Raw genomic sequence first — 20,995 nt, 5'->3', positions numbered from 1 at the left:
ACCTAATTCTTTTACATGATTACTAACAAAAGTAAAACTGGCAAAATCGTAATCCATAATATTAAAAAAACCTGCCTCACAGCAGGTTTTTCAATATCTAAAAAGTTTTAAAACAAACTCTCATCCACAAAATTTGGCAACGTTACTTTCAAATTAGGTTCTATTTCCATTGCTCTTTTAATTGCGAAAATAGCACCTTCATTTCTTGCCCAGCTACGTCTTGAGATTCCGTTGTTCACATCCCAGAACAGCATCGATTTTAATCTTCTGTCGGCATCATCGCTTCCATCCAGTAACATCCCGAAACCACCGTTGATTACTTCTCCCCAACCAACACCGCCTCCATTGTGAATAGAAACCCAGGTTGCCCCACGGAAACTATCACCAATCACATTGTGAATTGCCATGTCTGCGGTAAATCTTGAACCGTCGTAGATGTTGGAAGTTTCTCTGTATGGAGAATCTGTTCCTGAAACATCGTGATGATCCCTTCCCAATACTACCGGTCCGATCTCCCCGTTTTTAATGGCTTTATTGAAAGCTTCTGCAATCTTCATTCTTCCTTCTGCATCGGCATACAAAATTCTTGCCTGTGAACCTACCACAAGCTTGTTTTCCTGCGCTCCTTTGATCCACTGAATATTATCTTTCATCTGCTGTTGGATCTCTTCAGGAGAGTTCTGCTGAATTTCTTCCAGCACTGCACAGGCAATATCATCAGTTTTATGTAAATCTTCCGGTTTTCCGCTCGTACATACCCAACGGAACGGTCCGAAACCGTAATCGAAACACATAGGCCCCATAATATCCTGGACATAAGAAGGGAATTTAAATTCTCTTCCCAACGTAGGGTTTTCTGCCATTACATCGGCTCCGGCCCTTGAAGCTTCCAACAGGAAAGCATTTCCGTAATCGAAGAAATAGGTTCCTTTTTCTGTATGTTTATTGATGGCTGCCGCATGTCTTCTTAATGTTTCCTGAACTTTTTCCTTGAACAATTCAGGATCTTCCGCCATCATTTTATTGGATTCTTCAAAACTTTGCCCGACAGGATAATATCCTCCCGCCCACGGATTGTGAAGCGAAGTCTGATCTGAACCGATATCGATTCTCAGATTTTCCTTATCGAATTTTTCCCAAACCTCAACAATATTTCCAAGGTAAGCCAAAGAAACGGTTTCTTTGTTTTCCTGAGCATTTTTTACTCTTGCTACCAGTTCATCAAGGTTTTCATGGATTTCGTTCACCCATTTCTGCTCGTGACGAATTTTTGTGATTTTTGGATTGACTTCAGCACAAACGGTAACACATCCTGCGATATTTCCTGCCTTCGGCTGAGCTCCACTCATTCCTCCCAATCCTGAAGTCACAAAAAGTCCGCCTTGAGGTTCTTTATGTATTTTTCTGAAAGCATTTAAAACAGTAATCGTTGTCCCGTGAACAATTCCCTGCGGACCAATATACATATAACTTCCTGCTGTCATTTGTCCGTATTGTGTCACACCAAGCGCATTGAATTTCTCCCAGTCATCCGGCTTAGAATAGTTTGGGATCATCATTCCGTTGGTAACGACTACTCTCGGCGCATCTTTATGTGAAGGAAACAATCCCATCGGATGCCCTGAATACATCACCAAAGTCTGCTCGTCCGTCATTTGAGACAAATATTTCATTGTCAAAAGATATTGTGCCCAGTTGGAGAACACCGCTCCGTTTCCACCATAGGTAATGAGTTCATGGGGATGCTGTGCCACTGCATAATCCAGATTGTTCTGAATCATCAGCATGATCGCTTTTGCCTGCTCAGATTTTCCCGGATATTCAAAAATCGGTCTCGCCTTCATCTCATATTCCGGACGGAAACGATACATATAGATTCTTCCGTATTTTTCTAACTCTTCTTTAAATTCAGGCAGCAATTCCGCATGAAACTGAGGTTCAAAATAACGTAAAGCGTTCTTTAAAGCTAATTTTTTCTCTTCGTCCCCTAAAATTTCTTTACGCTTCGGAGCATGATTGATATTGGTTTCGTAAGGTCTGGATGGTGGTAACTGGCTTGGAATGCCTTGTTGTATCTGTTCCTGGAAAGTCATAGTACAGTTTAAGTTCAGTTTAAATTTCAAAGTTTTAAAGATATTCAAATTCGAAAATCCGTGCAACTAATGTGCGAAAATTTGCAATTCCGAAGAATTCCCCTCCTCCGGAGGAGGGGAATTTTGTTGTGTATATTCTTACTGGTGACTATAATGTTCGATAATGAAATTTTCTAAATCTTTCATCACTACACTCAGATTGTTTTTAATATCAAAGTCTGTAATTCTAAATACATTTAATCCGAAAGATTCCAGGTATTTTTGTCTTTCAATATCATAAGACCCTTTGTTATCGTGGCTCCATCCATCAATTTCTATGACTAATCCAAGAGTTTTAGCATAAAAATCAACGATATAATTCCCAATAATTCGTTGTCTGTCAAAATCTATTCTATGGAAACTTCTCGCCCGAACCTGTTTCCAGAACAGCACTTCACTGAGAATTCCCGCTTTCCTTTTTCCATTGAGCAATGGTTTTAATTTGGGATTGTAAGGTAAGTTTTCTACGAAGTTTCTTCGAATGGGAACTCCGTTGATTTTGGTGAGGATTTCTTTCATTATTTGTTGTTTTTTTAAATTGTTGTGTCATATTAACCACCCCCCACCCCTCCAAAGGAGGGGAATTTCGTTGTGGATAGCTGGAATGATTTTATTGTGTTTTTTCTTTTCAAAAATAAAAAGCCTCATCGAAAATTCAATGAGGCTTTTGTTTGTAAATATATCTTTAAAATTAATTATTATTTTTCACTAAAACCCATCCTGTAAAGGTTCTACTATCCGGAAGGGTAATCACATACCAATAACTTGATGTAGGAACAGGTCTGCCTTTAATTGTTCCGTCCCAAAAGAATTGTTTGTTTGAGCTCTGTTCGAAAACCAATACCTGATAACGATCAAAGATTTTTACGGTCGACATTTTATCTCCGAAAACCTGAAGATTTTTAACAATCCAGTGATCATTTAATCCATCTCCGTTTGGTGTGATGGCATTTTTAATATCTAAAATTACGCTTTGCTGTTTCACAATACAGTCGCTTCCTGCATATTTTATATAGAAAGTAATGATTCCGGTCTGCAGATTATAGAAAATATTACTTGCCTGCCACGTCATGCCATCGATAGAATATAAGATTGGTTTCGAGCCTGTTGCATGAACTGTTGCGGTCGTTCCATTAATTTCAATTTGTTCGATTACAGGAACTTCAAAATGTTTTATTTCAAAAGTTTCGGTGTAAGAACAGCCGTTGCTTGCCGTTACAGTAAGGGTGTAAGTTCCAACTGTTGTAATTCCTGTAATGGTATCCGTAGTGGAAATTATCTGTCCTGAAGGGTTTGTCCAAACATAACTTACAATGGTAAACCCTTCAATATGAACCGTATAATCCAAGGAGCCTTCCGGACAGAAATATTGTGTCGGGATATCAAAAATCGGAGTTTTCTTTAAAACTAAATGAATTTCTACAACACTTGGGCAAAAACCGGGAACACTCACTTTTACATAAACAATATTTGAACCTGAAGCTTGATTATAACTAAAATTTCCAGGCGTTGAGATGGCATTTGTACCCGCATTAAGATCAGCTAAAGTCGGATAATAAGTGAACGTAACGTTCGCTCCTGTATAAATTTGTGATTGAAATTGCGTTAAATTAACAATCTCGATTCCATCATTTCCTGTATCACAGGTTTCTAACTGAAAAGGTCCGTTATTTTGTAAAGTCACTTTATTTCCAAACACAAAACTGATCGTCGCAATATCATCACAACCCGGCATATTCTGAACTTTCACCCAAATTTGTGCAGGGAAAGGATTTGCAGAATAATTAGCCGGATTTGCAATCGGATTTGTTCCGTTTTGTGCATTTTGTTGAGTCAGATAAAAGGTAAATGAATTCGCAGGACTCGGAATATCAACCATTAAATTTGTAAAATTCAATAAATTCACTTCATAGCTTCCATCTAAATTTTCATCACAAACCGTAATTGTAGAATTGATGGCTTTTGGAGGAAAATAAGTATTCAGCTGAATGGGCGCAACCGAATAGCAACCTGTCGTCTGTGACTGGAATCTCGCCCAAACCTGAATTGAAGAAATACTCGTCGTAATCGAAGTTCCTATCTGATTTGCCGGATTTCCGGCGTTGGCATCAGCTTGTGTATTATAATACGAAATCGTCATAGCAGACAAAGGCTGTGTATTTTGTGACGAAATAAACAATTGCGGAATCGCATCATTTAGCTGAAAGGTTTCGCTTAAATTAAAATCTTCATCGCATGTATTTAAATTCGCACTGTTTAAAACTACTGGCGGTAAAAACGTCATTTGAATGTTGATCTGGGCAGTTGAAAAACATTCGCCATTATTTAATTTAACCTTCACAAAAACCGTTGCATTTCCTGCTGTAACTACAAATTGTGTCGGATTTGTGATTTCATTGGAAAAAGTATGCGTTGCCGGATCATAATTTACATAATACGTAAAACTTACATTTGCAGCAGAAGTAATTTGAGGCTGAGCCTGCGTTAAATCGTAAATTTCACTTCCGTCATTATTATTGTCACAAATATTATTTAAAGTAATATTCACGGGGGAATTCACAATTGGAGTAGATGTTAAGCTTAGATTCACCGGATAAATCTGCTGACAATTGTAAGAATTAATTTTAACGAAAATCTGCTGTGTTCCTGTAACGGTAAGATTGGTAATCGGGTTTGTTCCATTGGTTGCATCTGCCAAAGTAGGATAAAAAATTACTGATGCATTCTGGCTTCCGACAATTGCTGATGAATATTGAGATAATTGTATATTTTCCGAATTATCATTATTAAAATCACAAATTGCAAAACTGGACTGAACAATTACCGGATGAACCAAATTTACTGTAATTGGTCTTACTGTAAAACATTGATCTGAAATTTCAAACCGGACAAAATAGGTTTGTGTTACAAAATTTCCGTCTGTCGTAATGGTCTGGTTCGGACTGATTGATCCTGTTCCCAAATTGGCAGCAGCAGAACTGTTGTAAAATTCAGTCACAGGAACGGTTGCAGGAGAAATCAGCATTCCGTTTGAAAGTGTATTTAAATTAATGCTGATATCATCCGTTCCATTAAAACAGATGTATTCATTTTTTTCATTAGCCAGAATTTTTGTGAAAGTTACGTTCATATTCACTGTTGCAACTGCAAAGCAGCCATTAGGAACCTGAACTCTTATATAAAGTGTATAAACTCCTTCTTTTATAGTATTTACAACACTTCCGTTTCCGTTATAAGCTTCATCATAGGTATTATAAACTGTAAAAACAGCTCCGGTTTGTGTTGAAATTAATGGACCTATATTTAATGTAAAATCAAAAGGTTCCTGATTATCCGCATTAATATCGCAAATCGTATATGGAAAATTGATTGGTGAATTCAGATTCACACCCGGCTTAAACTGAAAATGAACCGGCCCTAAAATATAAGTACAGGCTCCTTCCTGAAGCCTTACCCAAAGATTCGTGCTTACTGTAATATTTGCTGTAGTGATCGCATTTATATTATTCTGAGCATCAGATTGGGTATTGAAATAAGTAATTCCCGTTGTTCCGGCAACGAAAAGCTCATGATTTAACAGGCTTACATTATAGTTCTGCTCTACTCCGTCATTGTTGGTATCGCACAGTTCTACAGTATCTTTAATTAAACTTTTACTTAATAAATTTAAAGTTAAAACGGCTACACGATAACAAGTTGGCGTTGTTGGATTTTGAATTCTTACATATAAAATGGTGTTATTGGCTAATGTAAAATTGTTTGGCAAAGCACCGACATTATTCTGCGCATCCTGCAAACTCGAGTGATAACTAAAGGTAAAATTCACCGGATTTTGTGAAGTTACATTAGCATTGAAACTATTTAAAGTAAGATTAACGGACGTATTTCCACAAAAATTCTGGGTATAGTTTTTCGCAGCCGGATAGGTCGGATCAAATGTTAACGGAAAATCATCGGTTATTGTCAGATCACTGTTGCCACAAATATTAAATTTCACATTCGCTGTATAAACATCATTCTCAGTCGGGCAAACCGTCGTCTGAATTCCTGTTCCTACCGTCTGTCCCGCAGAATTTGTCCAGGTAACGTTGGGCTGAATTACATTTCCAAGCGGATTAAATTTCCAACCTTCCTGCATCGCCTGCCAAACTCCTGTATTTCTGCCCGCCGGAGAAACTCCTTGAGTTCCGTCATTATTGCTTATTCCAATGAGTGCATTTTCAAACTTCCTCGTCGGACAAGGGAGCAATTTTTTTTCAACAAAGACTTCGATTACATTAGTTGTTTCATGCAAAACGATTTGTGATGAAGACCGGTCTGTACAGCCCGAAACTCTCCCATCAAAAAAGTTGATGACAAACTTTCTGAAAGGCGCCGTTCCAATAGTTGAATAATAAATTTCCGAAGAATCTCCTGATGAAAAAACCATGTCATGATATACCCCGAAAATCGAATTTTTAGGAAGGCTCGTACTTGGATTCTGCCACTGAACATTCGGATAATTGATATTTCCCAACTGATTCAAATTGAAAGTTACCATTCCATTTGAACCTACAATAAGTGCATCGAAATATTGATTGTAAAAACAAAATTTGAAAGGTAAATCCAGTTTTGCAGCAAAAAGATCATCATAATTGGCATTTAATGATGTTCCCTGATTCATCGGAATCGGAGGATTGTAGGTCTCCTGAGTAGCTTCATAACTTGTAGTCTGCTTGAGCACAGGATATTCCACATGAAGTGCTATGCAGCCGTTTGCATCGAGATCATTAGTACAGGTAACATTGAAGCTTTCATTTCCTGCTGCATCTTTCACTTTCACATTTACCGGAGCCTGAGAGAAGCTTAAAGCACTAATGAATAAGAATAAAATTCGTAAAATATTCATCATAAGCTAAATAATTAATCACTAACATATGATAAATTTACCACTTTTATTTATAGAATATTCAATAATAACTATTTATTTATATTAAATAACATATAAAAAATCTATATAATTACTACATAATCATTTGTATTTTAAATAATAACAAAAACAAGCCTTACTCATTAAGTAAAGCTTGTTTTTATGATCGGTACATTATTTAAGTCAAAACATCATCATTTTCCTCTTCGTGATCATCTTCATTGTCACTGAGACTCCAATAATTATTTTCTTCATCTTCACTGCCGATTTCTTCCATTTCATCGTCATCATCTACTCCCGGAATATCCAGTCCTTTGTCTAGACTGTCATACAGTTCTTCATCTTCTATGGGTTTTCCATCTCCATCGAGCGGAATATGTTTTTCGCGATTAAAAATATCTTCGTTTGACTTATATTCTCGCTGTTCTAATCTTCTGTTTTGCTCTTGTTCGCTATTTTCAGGTATCATAATTGTCGTATTTAGTGGTTATATAAATGTAAACAAAAATAATTCCAAGTTCCTAAGAATTTTGAGAATAAACTTCAGGATTTGCACACGTCGGCATTTTCTCTCCTTTTGAAAAGGCAATCAGGTTTTCTGCAGCTAATTTTGCCATTCCGTTTCTTGCTTCTATGGTTGCAGAGCCAATATGCGGAAGAACACAAACATTTGAAAGTCCCAGAATAGGATCTTCTTTAAAAATAGGTTCAGGATTGGTAACATCTAACCCTGCTCCCCAGATTTTCTTTTCAGCAAGGGCATTATACAGATCTTTCTGATTGTGGAAGCCTCCTCTTGCCGTATTAATGAAGATCGCATTTTCTTTCATTTTCTCGAATACCGAAGTATTGAACAACTCTTTCTGCTCCAGTCTGAAATTGGCGTGAATACTTAAAACATCAGACTGTGCAATCAGCTCTTCAAAGGAAACGTATGTTGCATTCAATTCTTCTTCAGCTTCTTTGTTTTGATGACGGTTATGATAAATAATGTTCATATCAAAAGCTTTCTGAGATTTCTTTGCCATCTCAAAACCGATTCTTCCTAAGCCAAAAACCCCCAATGTTTTACCATACAATTCTTGTCCCAATGCGTGTAGAGGATCAAAATCGCCCCAGTTTCCGGATTTTACTTTTTCAAAGTTATAACTTGCTCGTCTTGCAACCGATTGCATTAATAAAAATGCAACATCTGAAGTAGCTCTGCTTAAAACATCAGGCGTATTTCCCACAGGAATATGTCTGTGATTAGCTTCCTGAATATCCACATGATCAAAACCTACTGAATACAATGCGATCGCCTTTATATTCGGACATTCTGCAAAGAAATCTTTGTCATATTTAAATTCACCCCCTACACTCAAAATGACATCGTTGCTTTTACAATAGCTCAGCCATTCATCATGAGATAAATTTTCATGTTCAGGAATAAAAACTTCCAATCCTGCGTCTTTCAGCATATGAATTCCAATTTCGGGAATTCTCTTGTTTACGAATACCTTCATTTTTATTTTGTAATTAATTTTGATTGTTTTTCAAATAAAAAACCTTACTCGTGTTAAAAGCAAGGTTTTTCTAACTTTAATAGTAAAAATTATTTTTTGTCATCTTTGATGTTTATTCCAAGATTTGGAATTCATTTCCTGAATTTCCATCCAAACCTCTTTAGCCGTTTTTTGAGTGTGAGTCATGAAACCATTTTTGGATGCTTCATGAGCTAAACTTTTCATATCGGTTTGTTGAGAATGACTTCCTGTATGATATCCCCTGTTATGAGAAAGGTTTTTCTGGATATTACTGAAGTCGTGTGATGCTTTAAATCTGTTCGTGTCCATGATAATAAGATTTAAAAGATTAGTTTTACCTTGAGTCCAATTATCATTCCGAACCCATCAAAAATTATTTTTTTATTTGAATTAATTGTCCTTTTCTTTTCACAATGTTTTTATAATCCCATTGAATTTTTTCAGATTTTTCGAGGCATCTTTTTAAATCGTCTTCATTAATTTCAGAGACATCATTGTAAAAAACAGAAGCATCCTGAAATTTTACCCCATGAACATTTAACAATTCTTCATTAAATGATTTTCCGCTCCAAAACATCAACCGAATCCCTTTCTTTTGCTTGCTATAGCCTACAATCGGATTTCCATCTAAAAACCAGACAGGATGGGCATGCCATACTTTTGATTCGGCTTCTATTAGATTTTCATTAATGATCTCGGAGAGTTTTAAACAGATCCGTTGATCAGATTCTGTTTGTGACTCAATGTATGTTTGGATATCGGAATTCATGTTTTGATCTTAATTTTAATACCATTCTATCATTCCGTAGGAATCCAAACTGCTTAGATTCTTACATAATGATAAAAAGACTGTTTAAAGTTAAACAATCCTTTTTAAAATCTTATGTATAGTATGAGAATTTACTGATTGGTGCTTCCCAACATCGGAACAAATTTATAGGCACCAAATTCTTCTTTTTCAAATTCGGTAGGTGATACTTTTGTGAATCTGAATAACACCTGTTCATCGGTAGGACCTAAAGGAATAACCATTTTCCCTCCAACTTTTAGCTGTTTCAATAATTCTGTTGGTAATATTGATGCACCACAGGTTACAATGATTTTATCAAAAGGAGCAAAGGTGGGAAGTCCGGCAAAACCATCTCCAAAACTCTGAAATTTAGGAAACAAATGCATTTCACGAAGTTTTTTCTTTGAAAAATCAAAAAGATCTTTTTGTCTCTCCACCGTGTAGACGTGAGCTTTCATGGCTAATAAAACTGCCGTCTGATACCCACAACCGGTTCCAATTTCTAATATTTTTTCACCCGGTTTTACCTGTAAAAGTTCTGATTGTTCCGCTACCGTAGAAGGGTGAGAAATCGTTTGATGGGCTAAAATAGGGAAAGCACGGTCTTCATAAGCAAAGTCCTCAAAGATGCTTTCAATAAAAAGATGTCTCGGAACTTCATTCATTGCCGAAAGTACATTTTCATCCGAAATCCCGATCCTATTTCTAAGATAATCAACCAAAATCTTTCTTTTCCCCTTATGTACAAACGAATCCTGCATGTCACAAAAATAAGAAATTAGATGTTAGATTTCCGAGATTCAAGAAAAGATTTATCCACAAAAAAACAAATTCTAACCTTTGAAATCTAACTTCTTTATTATCTTTACAAAAATTTAATACAGCTATGTTAAAAGCAGGTTTGGTAGGTGCCGGACATTTAGGAAAGATACACTTACGTCTTCTAAATCAATCTGATAAGTATGAATTTGTAGGATTTCATGACAAAGATGCAGAAAACGGAAAAAAAATAGAAGCCGAATTCGGATATAAATATTTTGAAAATTTCGATGAGTTGCTTGATCAAATTGAGATGCTGGATATTGTAACTCCAACCATTTATCATTACGATTATGCATTAAAAGCTATCGAAAAAAAGCTTCATTTTTTTATTGAAAAACCGGTAACCCAAACATTGCAGCAAGCTGAGGAAATTCTTTACAAATGCCGTGAAAATGGTATCAAAGCTCAGGTAGGACACGTTGAAAGATACAATCCTGCTTTTATGGCAACGAAAGAATATATTAAAGATCCGATGTTTATCGAAATCCATAGACTGGCTGAATTCAATCCTCGTGGAACGGATGTTTCTGTGGTGTTGGATTTAATGATTCACGATCTGGATATTTTATTAAGTGTTGTAAAATCTAAGGTTAAGAACATTCATGCCAGTGGTGTTTGTGTAGTCAGCAAAACTCCGGATATTGCCAATGCAAGAATAGAGTTTGAAAACGGATGTGTTGCGAATCTTACGACTTCAAGAATTTCGATGAAAGCGATGAGAAAAAGCCGTTTTTTCCAGAAAGATGCTTATATTTCTGTTGATTTCCTTGAGAAGAAGGCGGAAGTAATCCGGATGAAGGATGCTCCCGCAGAACCGACTCCATTCGATATGATTATTGAAAACGCTGATGGAGAAAAGAATCAGATTTTGTTTGAATATCCAAATATTCAGCCTAATAATGCGATTTTGGATGAATTAAATTCTTTCGCAGATTCTATTACTGAAGATACACATGTTGAAGTTTCTCTTGAAGATGGAACAGAAGCTTTAAAAATTGCTTTGGAGATTATGAAGCTGATTTCATAAACTTTAAATTACATTAATTTTTATATCATACATAAACGGGCAAAAGCCCGTTTTTTTTGTGTGAATTAACTTCAAATAGTTTGACTAGAATTCTTTTCATTAAGCTTAATTAAGAGTCTCTATTTAGCTCCAATCTCTTCATTTTTTTAAACAAAATCTTTTGGGTTTATTGATTATTTAATTTTTATTCAACAATTTTTAAATATATTTGTCATTGTATAAACTCAAATTCTTAAAAACAATCCCTTATTATTTAAATAATTAAAACTATTATGAAAAGAGTCATCCTTCTATCCGCTTTTTTATTGTCTCAATTTGGGACATCACAATTATTAAAGACCAATGGTCAGAAGATCGTAAACGACCAAGGAGAAAATATACAATTAAGAGGCCTCGGTTTAGGAGGATGGATGCTGCAGGAAGGTTATATGTTGAAAACCGCTGATTTTGCAGGTCCACAATATAAAATCAAAGAGAAAATTGCTGAACTGATTGGTGAAGACGGAATGAATGAATTTTATGCAGCCTATCTTAACAATGGGATCACCAGACAGGACATTGATTTTCTGAAGAAAGCCGGATTCAATTCGATCAGGCTTCCTATGCATTATAATCTGTATACTTTACCTATCGAAAAAGAACCTAAAAAAGGACAAAATACTTGGTTGGAAGAAGGTTTTAAAATGACTGATGATCTTTTAAAATGGTGTGCAGACAACAAAATGTATCTGATTCTTGATCTTCATGCAGCTCCGGGAGGACAAGGAAATGACGTCAATATTTCTGATAATAATAAAACGAAGCCTTCACTTTGGGACAGCGAAGAAAATCAGAAAAAAACAATTGCTTTATGGAAAAAACTGGCAGAACGATATAAAGATGAACCGTGGATTGGAGGTTATGATCTGATCAACGAACCCAACATCAACTTCACAGGAAAAAATCCTAATGGAACAGACGAAATGTCTAATGCTCCTCTTTGGAAATTGCAAAAAGAGATTACGGAGGCGATTCGTACTGTTGATAAAAAGCACATCATCATTATTGAAGGAAACGGATGGGGAAATAACTACAATGGTTTAACACCACTTTGGGATAATAATATGGCGTTCAGTTTCCATAAATACTGGAATTACAACGATGATGCAACCTTAAAATTTGCGTTAGATTTAAGAGAAAAACACAATGTTCCCATCTGGTTGGGAGAAACAGGAGAAAACTCAAATGTATGGTTTACAGAACTTATACAGCTTTTAGACAAACATAATATTGGTTATGCATTCTGGCCGATGAAAAAGATTGATAATATAGCCGGAATTACCAATGTAAAAATCACTCCGGAATATCAAAAACTGTTAGATTACTGGAAAAACGGAGGTGAAAAACCATCCAAAGAATTTGCTGAAAAAACTTTAATGCAGATTGCAGATAACTATAAGTTTAATAATGTCGAAATCAAAAATGATGTTATTGATGCCATGTTTAGACAAACTAAAGAGAATTCTACAAAACCTTTTAAAAATCTTCAGGCTCCGGGAAAAATCTCAGCAACAGATTATGATTTGGGAAGAATGGGCTCCGCTTATTTAGATAAAGATTTCATCAACCTTTGGGTAAGTGATCCTGCTAAAAGATCGGAATGGAATTCAGGAAACCAATTAAGAAATGACGGGGTTGACATTTATAAAACCAATGACCATCAATACTATGTTGGGAAAACAGAAAGCGGAGAATGGTTACAGTATACCATCAATGTGAAATCGGATAAAGCGTATACTTTTGACCTTACTTATTCCAGCAAAAATGCTGCAAAAATAAGACTTGAAGATGCTTCAGGCAAACAACTGGCAACATTTTCATTAAGCTCAACCGGAGGAAATGAAATCTGGAAAACCGTTTCTGCCAAAGGAATTAATCTAAAAAAAGGAGAAAATAAAATCAGAATTTATTTTGAGAATGACGGAGTTAATCTGAAATATTTTGAAGTAAAGTAATATTTTGGAACTAATAAAGCAGAGTTCGAATAATTTAATTATTTTGCAGAAAAATTATAACTATGATGGAAACAAAATCTCCTTTCGAACAATTCGAGGAGTTAAGAATCGACAGAATTTCAAGAGAATTTCTTACAGAAACCGCAAAATGGGCTAACTTTTTATCTATTCTAGGCTTTGTCGGTCTTGGATTGATGGTGGTTGTAGCTTTATTTATAATGGTTATAGGAGCATCGACTAGCTTTGGTCCTTTTGGAGGCGGTGTTTTTGTAGGTATTTTTTATATTCTTATTGCCGGTTTTTATTTCGTACCGATTAATTACCTGTATAAATTTTCGTCTAATATGAAGAATGCTTTGCGTACCAATAACCAAGCAAGCCTTACTTCTTCATTTGAGTACATTAAATCGCATTATAAGTTCATCGGAATTCTTACCATTGTAATAATGGGAATCTATATTCTTATGATTTTATGGGGCATGTTTGCTGCTTTCGGACGTATGATGTAAATTAATTTATTTATATTTGAATACCATCCTTCTTAATTTTTAAGAAGGATTTTTTAATCTCTATTATTATGAAAAAAATAAGTCTGTTTTTCCTTTTGATTTCAGCGTTTATATTCGCTCAGCAATCCGTTTTAGATCAAAAAATCAACTCCATTATCAAAGATAAAAAAGCAACAGTCGGAGTTTCTGTGCTGGGTTTTGAAAATGGTTTTAAATACAGCAAAAATGCAGACAAAAAACTGCCGATGCAAAGTGTTTTTAAATTTCATATTGTAGCTGCCGTTTTAGATTTTGTAGACAAAGGAAAACTTTCTTTAGATCAAAAAATTGCATTAAATAAATCTAATTTACTGGAAAATACATGGTCGCCTCTTCGCGATAAGTATCCCAATGGCGGTGTTGAAGTTCCTTTAAGTGAAATTCTTGAAATGACCGTTGCAAGAAGTGATAACAATGGTTGTGATATTATGCTGAATTTATTGGGAGGTACACAAACCGTTCAGAAGTTTATGGATTCTAAAGGAGTAAAAGGCTTTCAAATTAAGTATAATGAAGAAGCGATGCACAAAGACTGGAATGTTCAGTATGAAAACTACAGCACCATGAACTCTGCAACAGATGTTTTGAAAAAATTTTATGACGGAAAGCTGTTATCAAAAAAATCCACAGATTACTTAATGAAGGTGATGTTATCTACTTCAACAGGATTAAACAAATTAATTGAACAACTTCCTAAAAATACTCCTGCAGCAAGAAAAACGGGAGCTTCAGGAAAGAATGATGCGGGTTTAACAGGGGCTGAAAACGAAATTGCGATCATTACTTTACCGAATGGCAAGCATTATGCAATAGCTGTATTTGTCAGTAATTCAATGGAAACAGATGCTGTCAATTGTAAAATGATTTCAGACATTTCAAAGACTGTTTGGGATTATTTTAATAAGTAAAATTTAAAGCTTAATTTTAAAACCGTTAAAATGAAAAAAACATTTTTAATAATAGGAATTTTTACCTGTGCATTTTTCTTTGCGCAGAAGAGTGAAACGTATCTTTATCTGGATTACAACAGCATGTGTTGCGGAACTCCCTCAACCAACCCTGTCATGACGTATATTGAAACTTTTCAAAGTAAAAACAAAAGAAAACCGATTGAGGTCTACAGACAGTCGGGACTTGGGAGAGAAGGTGAATTCAAGCTTTTTATCGGAATTGATGCTCTTTCTAAATCTAAAAGAAAACAATTCATAAAAGGTCTTGAAGAAACGGTAATATCACAAAATAATAAGAGAAATCGCAGCAGTGACGGATCTGTGTTTTTCACGCCTACCCAATCTTTAAGCAAAGAAAATTTAAACAAATTAAATAATTTAACTATCTATAAAAAAGAAAAATCAAAATGATCAAAAACATTGTAGTTATCGGAGCAGGAACCATGGGGAATGGTATTGCACATACTTTTGCACAAAGCGGATTTAAAGTAAACTTGGTGGATATATCTCAAGATGCTTTAGACAGAGGTTTGAAAACCATTACTACCAATCTTGACAGAATAATTGCAAAGGGAAACCTTACAGAAGAACAAAAAGCTGAAACTTTAGGAAATATTACGACTTTCACAGCACTTCAGGATGCTGTAGGTTCTGCAGATCTTATCGTAGAAGCTGCGACTGAAAATCAGGAGTTGAAGTTGAAAATCTTCGGTCAGATGGATGAATTTGCCCCTGAAAACTGTATTCTGGCTACCAATACATCTTCTATTTCTATTACTAAAATTGCAGCAGCTACAAAAAGAGCTGATAAAGTAATCGGAATGCACTTTATGAACCCTGTTCCAATCATGAAACTGGTTGAAATCATCAAAGGATATTCTACATCTAAAGAAACGTTTGATTCAATCTATGAAATGAGCAAAACCTTAGGAAAAGTTCCTGTAGAAGTAAACGATTATCCAGGATTCGTAGCTAACAGAATTTTGATGCCGATGATCAACGAATCTATCGAAACATTATATAACGGTGTTGCAGGAGTTGAAGAAATCGATACGGTAATGAAATTGGGAATGGCTCATCCGATGGGACCTCTTCAATTAGCGGATTTTATTGGTCTTGACGTTTGTTTAGCGATCTTAAACGTAATGTACGACGGATTCAAGAATCCTAAATATGCACCAAACCCATTGTTAGTCAACATGGTAATGGCTGGAAAACTTGGAGTAAAATCAGGAGAAGGTTTCTATGACTATTCTGAAAGCAAAAAAGCTGAAAAAGTAGCGAAAATGTTCTCAAAATAGACTTTACGTTATGAGTTGTGAGTTATAAGTTATACATTTGGTTTGTTAAAAGCTACCCTCTATAACCTAATTACCACAACCTTGATAAAATTTAAAGAAAAAAATATTCAGATATTATTGGTCATCATTACTGTAATGGTGACCATTTTACGTTTTTTACTCAATGAAAAAGGAAGAGTAAGCCCTGATTCTATCCGATATATGAAATTTGCTCATGTACTTCCGGAGATCGACAATACCATTACTCCTTTAGGATATCCACTGAGTATTAAAATCTTTACTTTTTTAGGAACCGATGAATTTTGGGCGAGTAAAATTGTCGGAATTGTAGCGGTGCTTTTTATTGTTTTTTTCTCATGGAAAAAGAATTTTTATTCGCGGGAGTCTACCGTTTTAGTAGCTCTTTTCAGCTTTGTTTCTATTTTCGCAGCCACTTTAAGTGAAGCCTGTATTTTACCATTTGTTTTTCTTTTCCTGTATGTTTCGGATCAAATTATTAAAGGAAATCTCAAAACCCGAAGTGCTGTTATTTATCTTTCTTTAAGCTTAATTGCTCTGTACAATATAAGATACAGTTCTTTATTTTTTATGGGAGCGGTAGGTTTATACGGACTTTTATTTTATAAACGTCAATACGGACGTGTATTTCTATTTTCCGGGATTATTTCAGGAGTTTATATAGTGCTTTATAAACTTCTATTTATTGATTACTTTAACGAGGATTATATAAAACAATCTTTGGAGATAGGGCTCTATCCTACTTCTAAACTTTTAAAGGAATTGTTTGAAGGACTTTCTACCACTTTCAATCCATTCATCCATATGTCTGACCCGGGAGGTGGAATTGTTAATTACGGAATTTACGGGTTAGGAGTTTTGAATATTCTTATTATGATTTTCCTGTTTACAAAATATAAGCTTACGAATACAGAGTTTTTCATTATCTTCACGAGTGTTTTTGGAATTATCTGCTCGTTTTTCATCCAGTATTTTTATCCTGTAGATGCAATTGGGTACAGAATACTTGCTCCGTTCAGCTTTCCCTTATGGCTGGTTTATTTTAGAAAGTTATTTCAACTCTTTGATGTTAAAGTCTACGTTATCGGAATTTTAAGCATTATGTCAGGAGTTTTTTTCACGTGGCTTTCGAAAGGAAATTATCTTGAAAACAGAAAAGAAGTAAAACATTTTTTACAGTCTGAACACCTGGATAATGTTCCGCTACAATTCTATTTAAAATCTATGGAAGATCTGGAAAAAATGCAGGTTGCTGAACTTATAAGTACGGTAAATTCAAATATAGAGGTAACATTTAAAACTTCTGATACCTTAAAAAAAACAACGCTGACCTATTATAAAGTTTCACAAAAAATTAAAATCGACAAGAACAAATACCAATAATTTTGTTATCTTTGATTTAAAGTTAAAACATTAAAAAAATGAAATTACCAAAGTTTTTATTAGCAGATAATTCAGAATTTCCGGAAGATCTTTTCGTAGTTCATACAGAATATCCAAGATTCATCTTAAACGTTGAAGAAGAAGAAGTTGAGTGGTTAGATGATCTAGAAGGTGATGATGAAGAAACTATGGCTGACGAAGCTACTAAAGTAGTAGAAGCTGCGTTCAAGTGGTGTGATGAAGAGTTGGCTAAGTACGACGAAGAAGAGGAAGATTAATAAACAATAATCCTATAAAACATAAAAAGGAACTCAATAGAGTTCCTTTTATTTTTATATATTCTTTGCTTTCTTATTCTGCTTTATTGAATTTAAGTAATAAAAGATTGTCCTGATACAATTCTAAGCTCTCTCCGGAAACCACATATCTGTTTGCTTTCTGTACCATATCCAAGAAGTTTTTCTCAACGCTCATATTATCACAAGCCATCTTGGTAGATCCCATTTGTGAAGCAGCAAACTTACCAGAAGCTGTTTCCATAGTAACGGCTCCAAAATATCTGTTACATCCCGAATTTCCGCTTATTTTCGCCCCTTCTACATTCAATGTTGGAGTCTGACCTTTTACGTTATCTGCTAAAGTCCATTTTGTATTAGCAATTGAAGGTTGTGATTTTCCTGCTTTTGAAGAAGAAGCCACTGTTCCGCACGATACTAGAACTGCTGCTGTGCATATGCTTAAAAAAAGGTTTTTCATTTTTCTCTTTTGATTTAACCCAAATTTACGGAAATTATATTATTTACAGGATGGTCTAAAAAATTTATGTTTTTTTAACAGTTATTTTTTTACTGTGAATTTTCAGAGAATTAGCACTTGTTTTTCTAGGAAAAGATGCTTCGGCTTCGCTCAGCATGACATCGCGACACATTAATCTCTAGTAAAAATATGTATTAGAAGTGTCATGCTGAGCGTAGTCGAAGCATCTATAAAAAGAAAACGGACTTTTTACAAAGTCCGTTTCTGATATATTTTTAATAATCATTTTAAGATTATCCTCTCAATTCAGCATTGAATTCTTTCTGGAAAGATTTAATCAAAGATTCCATTACTGCAGCGATTTCTTTTTCTTCTAACGTTTTTTCTTCGTTTAAAAGCTCGAAACTCATTGCATAAGACTTCTTACCTTCCGGAAGGTTTTTCCCTTCGTATACATCAAACAAATTAATGTTTTTAATGTAAGGAGACTTATTCTTTTTAGCAGTTTCATACAGATCTTCGTAATTCACGCTCTTATCAATCAATAGAGCTAAATCTCTTCTGATCTTATTGAATTTAGGAATATCCTTGAACTTCAACTCATTTTTAGAACGCAATTCCTGAGCAAACTCCAATTCAACTTCTGCATAGAAACATTCCTGATCGATATCGAAATCTTTCAATTGCTGAGCAGAAACTTTTCCAATTCTTACTAACACTTTTCCATCCACTTCATACGCTAAAGCATCAGAGAATCTATCGTCTGACAAAGCAACTTCTTTATAATCAATTGCAAGTCTTTCCAAAAGAACTTTTACGTAAGCTTTTAAATTATAAAAACTTGTTGCAGATTTTGGCTGTAACCAGTTTTCAGCAACTTCTCTTCCTGAAACTAAAATAGCCAACTGCTTTCTCTCAGTATATTTATCTTTTTTATGATAGATTTTTCCGAACTCAAAAAACTTGATGTCCTGATTCTTTCTGTTGATATTGTAGATTGCATTCTGAAGAAGACCTTCCAATAAAGATTTTCTCATAAACGCCAAATCACCACTCAAAGGATTCAATAGCTTCACCGCATCCGTTTCATCTTTTACAGAAGTTAATGAATTGTTCATTACTTCATTGAAACCTAAGCTTTGTAAAGTTCTTGCCCAGTTGTTTTCCAATTCATCCTGATCGTTTGCACTCAGCTTTACAGGAGTGAAGGAAATCTTTTGCGGAGCATCAATTTTGTTGTATCCATAGATTCTTAAAATCTCTTCAATAACGTCGATTTCTCTAGTTACATCAGCTCTGTAAGCAGGAACAGAGATTTCTAAACCGTTCTGAATTTCATTTAAAACCTGAATTTCCAACGATTTCAGAATTTCTTTTACTTTTTCTCTGTGAATTTTTGTTCCCAAAATCTGCTCAATTTTAGAGAATCTGATGATCACATAGCTGTCTTCTATTTTCTTCGGATATTCTTCCAACAATTCTCCAACTAACTTACCTTCTGCTAATTCTGAAATTAATTTAATGGCATGAGTAATGGCAGTTCTTGTAATATTCGGATCTACTCCTCTTTCAAATCTGAAAGAAGCATCTGTATTCAATCCGTGGAATTTAGCTCCTTTTCTTACCGCAACAGGGTTAAAATAAGCACTTTCCAGGAAAATAGTTTTTGTTTCTGTTGAGACTCCTGAATTGGCACCACCAAAAACTCCAGCAATACACATTGGGTTGTCTTTTCCGTCTTTAATGATAATCTCAGAACCGTTTAATGTTCTTTCAACACCATCTAAAGTCGTGAATTTTGTTCCTTCTTTTACGGTTCCTACTTTCACTTTTTTGTCCGCAATCTTATCTGCATCAAAAGCGTGAAGCGGTTGACCGTACCCATGAAGGATATAGTTTGTAATATCTACAATATTATTGATCGGACTTAATCCGATGGCTTTTAATCTGTCTTTTAACCAAGCCGGAGAATCTGCAACTTTTACGTCTTCAATTACTGCTCCGATATATCTTGGGCATAATTCAGCGTCCTCAACTTCTAATTTGAAATCGTGAGAACCTTCATTATTCAAAACTACTGAAGAAACTTTTTCAAAAGTAGATTTCAACTGATTGGTAGAAAGGAAGGCATATAAATCTCTTGCAACCCCATAATGAGACATTGCATCAGTTCTGTTCGGCGTTAAACCAATTTCAAAAACCTCATCATTGGTCAGTTCGAAATAATCAGCGAAATTTTTTCCCACTTCATATTTTTCTGCATCCAACACCATGATTCCACCGTGATCTTCGCTCAGCCCCAATTCATCTTCTGCACAAATCATTCCCTGAGAAACTTCTCCTCTGATTTTTGCTTCTTTTATTTCAAAAAAGTTTCCGGTTTTATCATAGATTTTAGTTCCGACAACGGCTACAGGAACTGTTTGTCCGGCTTCTACATTCGGAGCGCCACAAACAATGTTCAAAACTTTTCCTTTTCCTACTTCTACCGTAGTTTTGTTTAGTTTATCTGCATTAGGATGCTTTTCGCAAGTTAAAACCTTACCTACCACAATCCCTTCCAAGCTGCCTTTTACACTTTCAAATTTTTCAATTCCTTCAACTTCAAGGCCTATATCGGTAAGGAACTCTCCTATTCTTTCAGGTTTGATCTCCGTTTTAATATAGTCTTTCAGCCAGTTATTTGATATCTTCATTGCTCTATTTTGAAACTTTTTTAAATGAATTTTTGCGACTACAAATGTCGTCATTTTTTGAGAGATAGAGAAATTTCGGGCTAACTTTAAGATAAATACTTCACTTTTTATTTCCCACGAAACAACATATTTTGCCAATTGAA

Annotated in this window: 18 protein-coding genes; 8 read left to right on the top strand and 10 right to left on the bottom strand. The window is 35.0% G+C overall.

Annotation, left to right across the window (positions count from 1 at the left end; genetic code table 11):
• Positions 1–107 precede the first annotated feature (107 nt).
• The 8 genes from RM51_RS18770 to RM51_RS18735 form a co-directional block, all read right to left on the bottom strand.
• Complete coding sequence (locus RM51_RS18770) at positions 108–2,093, bottom strand: urocanate hydratase (RefSeq protein ID WP_039373243.1); 1,986 nt, start codon at positions 2,091–2,093, stop codon at positions 108–110.
• Between the two features lie 138 nt (positions 2,094–2,231).
• A complete protein-coding gene (locus tag RM51_RS18765; RefSeq protein ID WP_052248580.1) occupies positions 2,232–2,651 on the bottom strand; it encodes an endonuclease domain-containing protein in 420 nt (139 codons plus the stop codon).
• A 172-nt stretch (positions 2,652–2,823) separates the two neighbouring features.
• Positions 2,824–7,023: a T9SS type B sorting domain-containing protein gene (locus RM51_RS18760; protein ID WP_084111242.1), complete on the bottom strand. Its 4,200-nt coding sequence runs from the start codon at positions 7,021–7,023 to the stop codon at positions 2,824–2,826.
• Positions 7,024–7,219: 196 nt separating this feature from the next.
• Positions 7,220–7,510: a hypothetical protein gene (locus RM51_RS18755; RefSeq protein WP_039373238.1), complete on the bottom strand. Its 291-nt coding sequence runs from the start codon at positions 7,508–7,510 to the stop codon at positions 7,220–7,222.
• Between the two features lie 52 nt (positions 7,511–7,562).
• Entirely contained in the window at positions 7,563–8,546 is a 984-nt protein-coding gene (locus RM51_RS18750) for a 2-hydroxyacid dehydrogenase (RefSeq protein WP_039373232.1), read from the bottom strand.
• Positions 8,547–8,645: 99 nt separating this feature from the next.
• Positions 8,646–8,876, bottom strand: a complete 231-nt coding sequence (locus tag RM51_RS18745; RefSeq protein ID WP_039373229.1) for a hypothetical protein — start codon at positions 8,874–8,876, stop codon at positions 8,646–8,648.
• Between the two features lie 64 nt (positions 8,877–8,940).
• Positions 8,941–9,336, bottom strand: a complete 396-nt coding sequence (locus RM51_RS18740; protein WP_039373226.1) for a DUF1801 domain-containing protein — start codon at positions 9,334–9,336, stop codon at positions 8,941–8,943.
• Between the two features lie 131 nt (positions 9,337–9,467).
• Positions 9,468–10,118, bottom strand: coding sequence for a protein-L-isoaspartate(D-aspartate) O-methyltransferase (locus RM51_RS18735; RefSeq protein WP_039373224.1), 651 nt, complete (start codon positions 10,116–10,118; stop codon positions 9,468–9,470).
• Between the two features lie 125 nt (positions 10,119–10,243).
• Here RM51_RS18735 and RM51_RS18730 point away from each other — a divergent pair, with 125 nt between their 5' ends.
• The 8 genes from RM51_RS18730 (at position 10,244) to RM51_RS18695 (ending at position 17,678) form a co-directional block, all read left to right on the top strand.
• On the top strand, positions 10,244–11,206 hold the full coding sequence (locus tag RM51_RS18730) for a Gfo/Idh/MocA family protein (RefSeq protein ID WP_039373220.1): 963 nt from the start codon (positions 10,244–10,246) through the stop codon (positions 11,204–11,206).
• A 272-nt stretch (positions 11,207–11,478) separates the two neighbouring features.
• Positions 11,479–13,200, top strand: coding sequence for a cellulase family glycosylhydrolase (locus RM51_RS18725; RefSeq protein ID WP_039373218.1), 1,722 nt, complete (start codon positions 11,479–11,481; stop codon positions 13,198–13,200).
• Positions 13,201–13,262: 62 nt separating this feature from the next.
• The gene (locus tag RM51_RS18720; RefSeq protein ID WP_052248579.1) at positions 13,263–13,709 is read left to right on the top strand and encodes a hypothetical protein; all 447 of its coding nucleotides are present in this window, start codon (positions 13,263–13,265) and stop codon (positions 13,707–13,709) included.
• A 68-nt stretch (positions 13,710–13,777) separates the two neighbouring features.
• Positions 13,778–14,656 carry a CGA/CIA family class A beta-lactamase gene (gene bla-A / locus RM51_RS18715; protein WP_039373212.1) on the top strand — a complete coding sequence of 293 codons (879 nt, stop codon included), beginning with the start codon at positions 13,778–13,780 and terminating at the stop codon, positions 14,654–14,656.
• A 30-nt stretch (positions 14,657–14,686) separates the two neighbouring features.
• The gene (locus RM51_RS18710) at positions 14,687–15,109 is read left to right on the top strand and encodes a hypothetical protein (protein ID WP_039373210.1); all 423 of its coding nucleotides are present in this window, start codon (positions 14,687–14,689) and stop codon (positions 15,107–15,109) included.
• Positions 15,109–15,999 carry a 3-hydroxybutyryl-CoA dehydrogenase gene (locus tag RM51_RS18705; RefSeq protein WP_185095021.1) on the top strand — a complete coding sequence of 297 codons (891 nt, stop codon included), beginning with the start codon at positions 15,109–15,111 and terminating at the stop codon, positions 15,997–15,999. The genes RM51_RS18710 and RM51_RS18705 overlap by 1 nt, the downstream gene beginning before the upstream one ends.
• Before the next feature lie 81 nt (positions 16,000–16,080).
• Complete coding sequence (locus RM51_RS18700; protein WP_039373207.1) at positions 16,081–17,400, top strand: hypothetical protein; 1,320 nt, start codon at positions 16,081–16,083, stop codon at positions 17,398–17,400.
• A 38-nt stretch (positions 17,401–17,438) separates the two neighbouring features.
• The gene (locus tag RM51_RS18695; protein ID WP_002977986.1) at positions 17,439–17,678 is read left to right on the top strand and encodes a hypothetical protein; all 240 of its coding nucleotides are present in this window, start codon (positions 17,439–17,441) and stop codon (positions 17,676–17,678) included.
• 73 nt (positions 17,679–17,751) lie between these two features.
• Here RM51_RS18695 and RM51_RS18690 read toward each other — a convergent pair whose 3' ends face one another.
• Both RM51_RS18690 and pheT read right to left on the bottom strand, forming a co-directional pair.
• A complete protein-coding gene (locus RM51_RS18690) occupies positions 17,752–18,156 on the bottom strand; it encodes an META domain-containing protein (RefSeq protein ID WP_039373197.1) in 405 nt (134 codons plus the stop codon).
• 293 nt (positions 18,157–18,449) lie between these two features.
• Entirely contained in the window at positions 18,450–20,852 is a 2,403-nt protein-coding gene (pheT, locus tag RM51_RS18685) for a phenylalanine--tRNA ligase subunit beta (RefSeq protein ID WP_039373254.1), read from the bottom strand.
• Positions 20,853–20,995 lie beyond the last annotated feature (143 nt).

The organism is Chryseobacterium taiwanense, assembly GCF_000813825.1.
Classification (GTDB): Bacteria; Bacteroidota; Bacteroidia; order Flavobacteriales; family Weeksellaceae; genus Chryseobacterium; species Chryseobacterium taiwanense.
Note: the sequence above shows the minus strand (reverse complement) of the source record. Positions and strands in the feature narration are given on the sequence as shown.